Raw genomic sequence first — 5,813 nt, forward strand, 5'->3', positions numbered from 1 at the left:
GACTGCATCCTCGAAGCCGTCACCAAGGGGGTAATAGTTTTTTCTTATACCGTCTTCGGCAAAACCAAGCTGGGTATATAAAGAGCGCGCTACTTTATTGGATAGCCTCACCTCAAGTAAACAGCGAGCACCACCAAATTGCTGCATCCATTCCAGGCCCTCTGTTAGCAGCTGCCGCCCCACGCCTTGGCCGCGACTGTCCTTGTCGACAACGATGTTCAACAGACTCACGTCGTCGAGCACGAGGGTATAGCAACTAATGGCCAGCAGTTCATCACCCGCCCAAAGCCCAAGGCAATGATCGTCGCGCAGACTACGCAACCAATTCATTTTGCCCCAAGGGTGAGGATCAGAGCGGTTTTCAATCAACAAGCATCGGTCGAGGTGCTGCATACCCAGCATGGCAATTCGCGTCATGAGCTAAATAAGACCTTGCGCAAATTCTGCCACAGTGCGGCTTTTTGACTGCCATCGGCGAGCATAGCACTCGGCTCCGCCGCAAATAGCAATTGAATACCCGCCGATTGCAGGGTCGCCGCGTCGATATATGGCTGCAAAGTGCTGCCAAACAAAATCACGCAGTGAGCCTGCTGGCGCTCAGCCTGCGCCATAATATTGGCTTGCAAGGCCTCTTTCGCGGCGTCGCCGCCTAGGGTCAGTCCCGGCGTTTTCAACACCGGCCACTGAAACCGCGACGTGCCAAATTCTGGCGTTTTAGTCAGTTTGTGATGTCTGCTCACCGCCGTTGCAATATTCGCCATTAAGCGCTTTTCGGCCGGGGTTGGTGCTGCGGTCGAGGTATCGACGATCATAATCAAACCGATTCCGGTGGCCACCAGTTCAACAGTAAACTCAGGACTGCTTGCCACATCATTCGCTGCGCCGGTGGCATCGTTTTCCTGCTCACCAAGCGCGGAAGGCGGCTTCGCGGTTTCAAAGCCCAACTCCTGTAACGCGGAAGCAATCCGAGACCCAGCGCGCGGCGCCTCCCCGACCGGCGCTGCTGCCTTGCGCTCCTGCGCCTCGACCATTTGCTGGTATTCGGCATCCGCATCAAAGCTGGCAACTTCGCCGGCATCAATGTCGCTGTAGTCGTCTTCGGTCGCGAATTCTAGCTCAAAAATCGGCGACGGCGCTGCACCGTCAAGCACAAAGCGCGGCACATACATATCCACGCCCATCGCCTGCAAATAATCTAGCCGCAGCGCCTCATTCACTTTATACGCCCTCGTGCTGGGGATGGGCTTTAAGCACCCCAGCGTCTAATAAATTCAGCGCGTCGAGGTAGGCTTTGACTGAGGCAACGATAATGTCAGTATCAGCGCCATTGCCATTCACGATGCTGCCGTTCTTTTCTAACCTCACCTGCACTTCACCTTGGGAGTCCGTGCCTTCGGTAATCGCGTTTACTGAATAGAGCAGCAAATTTGCGCCACTATTCACCAGCTGTTCTACCGCTTTAAACGCCGCGTCGACAGGACCATCTCCTTCCGCTGCCGCTTGTTGGGCTTGGCCGTCGATGAGCAGCTGAATATCGGCGCGGGGCTTAAAGCCGCTGCGCGACACCGCTTCCAGCGCCACATAGCTGTAGCGCAATTCAAGATCATCTGGCTGAACATCGTTCATCAGCGCCTGCAAATCTTCATCGAAGATTTCATGTTTTTTATCGGCCAATTCTTTAAAGCGGGTAAACGCCAGATTCAAGGCCGCCTGGTTATCTAGGCTGATACCCAAATCCGCGAGGCGCGCTTTAAAGGCGGCGCGACCGGAGTGCTTGCCCAGCACCAATTTATTGGCGTTCCAGCCCACGTCTTCGGCACGCATAATTTCGTAGGTTTCACGGTATTTGAGCACGCCGTCTTGGTGGATACCTGACTCATGGGCAAAGGCATTGGCACCAACAATCGCTTTATTGGGCTGCACCGGGAAACCGGTAATCGACGACACCAGTCTTGAGGTGGGCACGATTTGCGTGGCATCAACACTCACCTCAACGGGGAATAGATCGCTGCGGGTGCGAATAGCCATAACGAGCTCTTCCAGCGAGGCATTACCCGCTCGCTCCCCTAGGCCATTAATCGTACATTCAACCTGGCGGGCACCGTGCATTACCGCCGACAGGGAGTTCGCCACCGCAAGGCCAAGGTCATTGTGGCAATGCACCGAGAATATCGCTTTATCGGCATTGGGCACGCCGTTCATGATCCGCGCGACCATGGCGCCGTATTCACCAGGTTCACCATAGCCTACGGTGTCGGGCAAGTTTATAGTGCGGGCGCCGGCGTTAATCACCTGTTCAATGATGCGACACATAAAGTCGTATTCAGAGCGCGAGGCGTCCTCGCAGGAGAATTCAACATCGCCAATCAAGTTCCGTGCGTGCTTAACCGCCGCCACGGCCCGCTCCAAGACATTGTCTGGCGCCATGCGCAGCTTGTATTCCATGTGAATGGGTGAAGTAGCAATAAAGGTGTGAATTCGCCCCGCCGCCGCGGGCTTGAGTGCCTCGGCGGCGCGGTCGATATCTTCAGCACCGGTCCGTGCCAAACTGCAGACGATACTGTTTTGTACAGTCTCAGCCACCGCGCGCACTGACTCAAAGTCACCGACACTGGCAATGGCAAAACCGGCTTCGATGACATCGACGCCCATTTTTTCCAGCATTTTCGCGATACGCACTTTCTCGTCACGAGTCATCGACGCGCCGGGGCTCTGTTCACCATCGCGCAACGTTGTATCAAAAATAATCAGGCGATCTTTGGCCATGTCTAACTCCTAGATTTTCATTATTTGCGGCAACATCGGGGTGCGCGACAAAATTCTGTTCACAATTATAGTCGGACACGGCTCAGACTTCTTGGCTCTTTTACAGCCGAAGGTGCTGTTTTTACAAGAAAATTCATTTACCAGTCCCCACCATTGGCAAAAATGCCAAGACCGTCGACTGAACTTCACTGCGCTATATCGTCAAAGACCCGAGTACCGAGAGAAGAAAATCATCTCTTTTACAAAGTTTCGGACGTTTATATTGGTGAATTTGTATACAATTTGCCTCTTTGCCACAGTTTGTCAAACATTGGGCAATAGCCCAATGATTTTTTAAGCGTATTCAAGGGAGCAAGCCGCTTTATCATGCGAAGCACTTTAGTTTTTTGCGTAGCACTCAGCCTACAATTGCTGATCAGCACGGCCGTCGCCAATGAGCAAACCCCCAACTCGCTTGGCGATTCGGCTACTATTCCCGCGGACCCTGTCTTCACCCCTAATCCCCGCAAAAACCCAAGCCTGAATATCGACTTTGACAAGAATGGCAGCGCGGCGGGCAGCACCGAGGTTGCCCTCACCTTGCTTGGCCAAGATATATTGCGCGGCAGCTTCGAGCGTCTGTACTGGACTGCGGGCCAAGCCGTCGCGGGCTTAGCCATGCCCACCCCCGTATTGGTTGCCGCTGGCGCGAAGCCCGGCCCCACGCTTTGCCTTACCGCGGCAGTACACGGCGACGAACTCAATGGCGTAGAAACGATACGGCGAGTGATGTTCAGCCTCGAAAGCGACAAACTTAATGGCGTCGTAATCGGCGTCCCCATAGTGAATATGCACGGTTTCCGCCGCTCGTCGCGCTATCTGCCTGATCGTCGCGACTTAAACCGCTACTTCCCCGGCGACCCCAAAGGCAGTTCAGCTGGTCGAATTGCCCACAGTTTTTTCAATGAGGTTATTTCCCACTGCGACCGGCTAATCGATATCCACACCGGCTCGTTCCACCGCACCAACCTCACCCAGCTACGCGGTAATTTAGGCAAAGAAAGTGTTGCCCAATTCAGCCGTATGTTTCACGACGTGACCGTTATTGATGGTGCTGGCGCTCCCGGCACGCTGCGCCGCGCATCCGTCGACGCCGGTATTCCGGCGGTCATTCTCGAGGCCGGCGAGCCACTCCGACTTCAGCTTAAAGAAGTAAAGCAGAGTGTAAATGGTATCAAGGCCGTAATGCATCACCTGAACATGATTGATGAAAAGCCCCAGCGCGCGCCAAAGCAAAACGTATTTTATAAGTCCACTTGGTTACGTGCAGACCAAAGTGGTGTTTTCCTCAGCGAGGCCAAACTCGGCCAGAATGTGAAAAAGGGCGATATTCTTGGTTCGGTCACCGATCCAATCACCAATCGCAGCTCAGTGATTCGCTCAAGCGTCGACGGTCAGATTATCGGTCTAGCCCTCAATCAAATGGTTATGCCCGGCTTTGCGGCTTACCACGTTGGCATTGCCGCCGACGTGAAGAAAGTGGCCGCGGACAAAGTCGCCGATAGCGTTGTCGCCGAAGCGCTTGAGCCCGTTGCTGAAAACATGAAGGAAGTCGCTAGAGAGGCTGCGCAAAAAGCCGCCAAAACCAGTAATGATCCCGCCGCCGTTGATGCTGCGGTGCGCAAGGCCATCAAGGAAAATGCCAAGAACACCTCGCAATTGGTCGATGAGCCGCGCAAGGAAAAAAGCAGTAGCCATCAAATGGATGCCGACGACGCAGGCGAACCTATCATGCCTATTCGCACCAATGACGAGATGGAAGAGCATCCTGAATAAACTACTGAGGAATTGATTAAAAAAATGTCTGGCCCCGCCTAATCCGCGGGGCTTTTTATTGCGCGGTTAAGGCCTTAACAGCTAAAGCCAAGCTCTCGCTCTAACTGCGCAGCCAAATTGAACAAGGTTTCTTCGTCGCCCATCCGCCCCGTAAACTGCATGCCGATGGGTAGCCCAGATTTACTTTTATGCAACGGCACTGACATAGCCGGTAAACCCGTGACATTGCCCATAATCGTAAACGCCATTTTGGTCAGTACCGGCCCGGCCATTTTCTCCACCAAGCCCGTGTTAAACAACAACTTACCCATATTCACGCGGTGACTCGAAAGCATCAGCAGCTCTTCAAAGCGCGAATTGGGCAGCACGCCGTGGGGTTCAGCAGGAGTAGGTACCGTAGGGCAAAGCATGACATCGACATCAGCCAATAAGCGCCCCATGGCCAGTTGAACATCGTGCCAACCACGCTTGGCAGTGATCACGTCGGCCGCGCTGAAAGAGCGACCCAACATGGCCATATTTTTGGTGGCGGGTTCGAATTTAGCAACACATGCGGCGCCGTAGTCTCGTCGATAGCGCTCGACCATGCTCGCCACCTCGGCGCAAACCACCACAAAGAAATCCCGCCAAAACTGATCGGTATGAATCCTTGGCTCACGCTCTTCGACATGATGACCTAGCTTTTCTAAAGCCTGCGCAGTCATATCCAGCGCCGCCGACACTTCCACATCGACCACGGTATTTACCAAGGGCTTTCTACTCAAGGCAATACGTAGCGGACGAGCATCGCGCTGGGTCGCCGCCAAAAAGCTAGCTTTGGGCTGGGCGATATTATAGGGCGCCCCTATTTCATGCCCACTGCTACAATCTAGCATTGCCGCGCTGTCGCGGACGCTGCGGGTGAGTACGTGCTCAGCAACCGCGCCTTGCCAATCTTCGCCATTGTCTGGGCCAAGTGGATTGCGCCCCCGTGACGGCTTTAAACCAAATACCCCGCACCAAGAGGCGGGGAATCGAATCGACCCGCCCCCGTCGCCGCCGTGGGCCATTGGCACAATACCCGCAGCCACTGCCGCTGCACTGCCACCAGAGGAACCGCCGGTACTGTAACCGTGTTTATGGGGGTTGTGGCTAGGACCAAACGATTTCGGCTCTGTAGTAATGATCAGGCCAAACTCCGGCGTATTCGTCTTAGCAAAAATATTCAAGCCGCTGGCTTTGTAGCGCCGGAC

At 54.4% G+C, this 5,813-nt stretch carries 5 protein-coding genes; 1 reads left to right on the forward strand and 4 read right to left on the reverse strand.

Features of this window, described 5'->3' with window-relative positions; genetic code table 11:
• The 3 genes from ABYT30_RS14380 to ABYT30_RS14390 all read right to left on the reverse strand — a co-directional run.
• Nucleotides 1–417: GNAT family N-acetyltransferase (locus ABYT30_RS14380; protein WP_373097203.1), on the reverse strand; the 417-nt coding region annotated here is incomplete at its 3' end.
• Entirely contained in the window at nucleotides 414–1,217 is an 804-nt protein-coding gene (locus ABYT30_RS14385) for a hypothetical protein (protein ID WP_373097206.1), read from the reverse strand. The genes ABYT30_RS14380 and ABYT30_RS14385, both read right to left, overlap by 4 nt.
• Before the next feature lies 1 nt (nucleotide 1,218).
• The gene (locus ABYT30_RS14390; RefSeq protein ID WP_373097209.1) at nucleotides 1,219–2,766 is read right to left on the reverse strand and encodes a 2-isopropylmalate synthase; all 1,548 of its coding nucleotides are present in this window, start codon (nucleotides 2,764–2,766) and stop codon (nucleotides 1,219–1,221) included.
• A 366-nt stretch (nucleotides 2,767–3,132) separates the two neighbouring features.
• Between ABYT30_RS14390 and ABYT30_RS14395 the strand changes: the two genes are divergently transcribed.
• Nucleotides 3,133–4,581 carry a succinylglutamate desuccinylase/aspartoacylase family protein gene (locus ABYT30_RS14395; RefSeq protein WP_373097211.1) on the forward strand — a complete coding sequence of 483 codons (1,449 nt, stop codon included), beginning with the start codon at nucleotides 3,133–3,135 and terminating at the stop codon, nucleotides 4,579–4,581.
• A gap of 74 nt (nucleotides 4,582–4,655) precedes the next feature.
• On the opposite strand, the gene ABYT30_RS14400 is transcribed toward ABYT30_RS14395, so the two are convergent.
• Nucleotides 4,656–5,813: amidase (locus tag ABYT30_RS14400; RefSeq protein WP_373097213.1), on the reverse strand; the 1,158-nt coding region annotated here is incomplete at its 5' end.

It is taken from the genome of Zhongshania sp., assembly GCF_041623545.1.
Lineage (GTDB): Bacteria > Pseudomonadota > Gammaproteobacteria > Pseudomonadales > Spongiibacteraceae > Spongiibacter.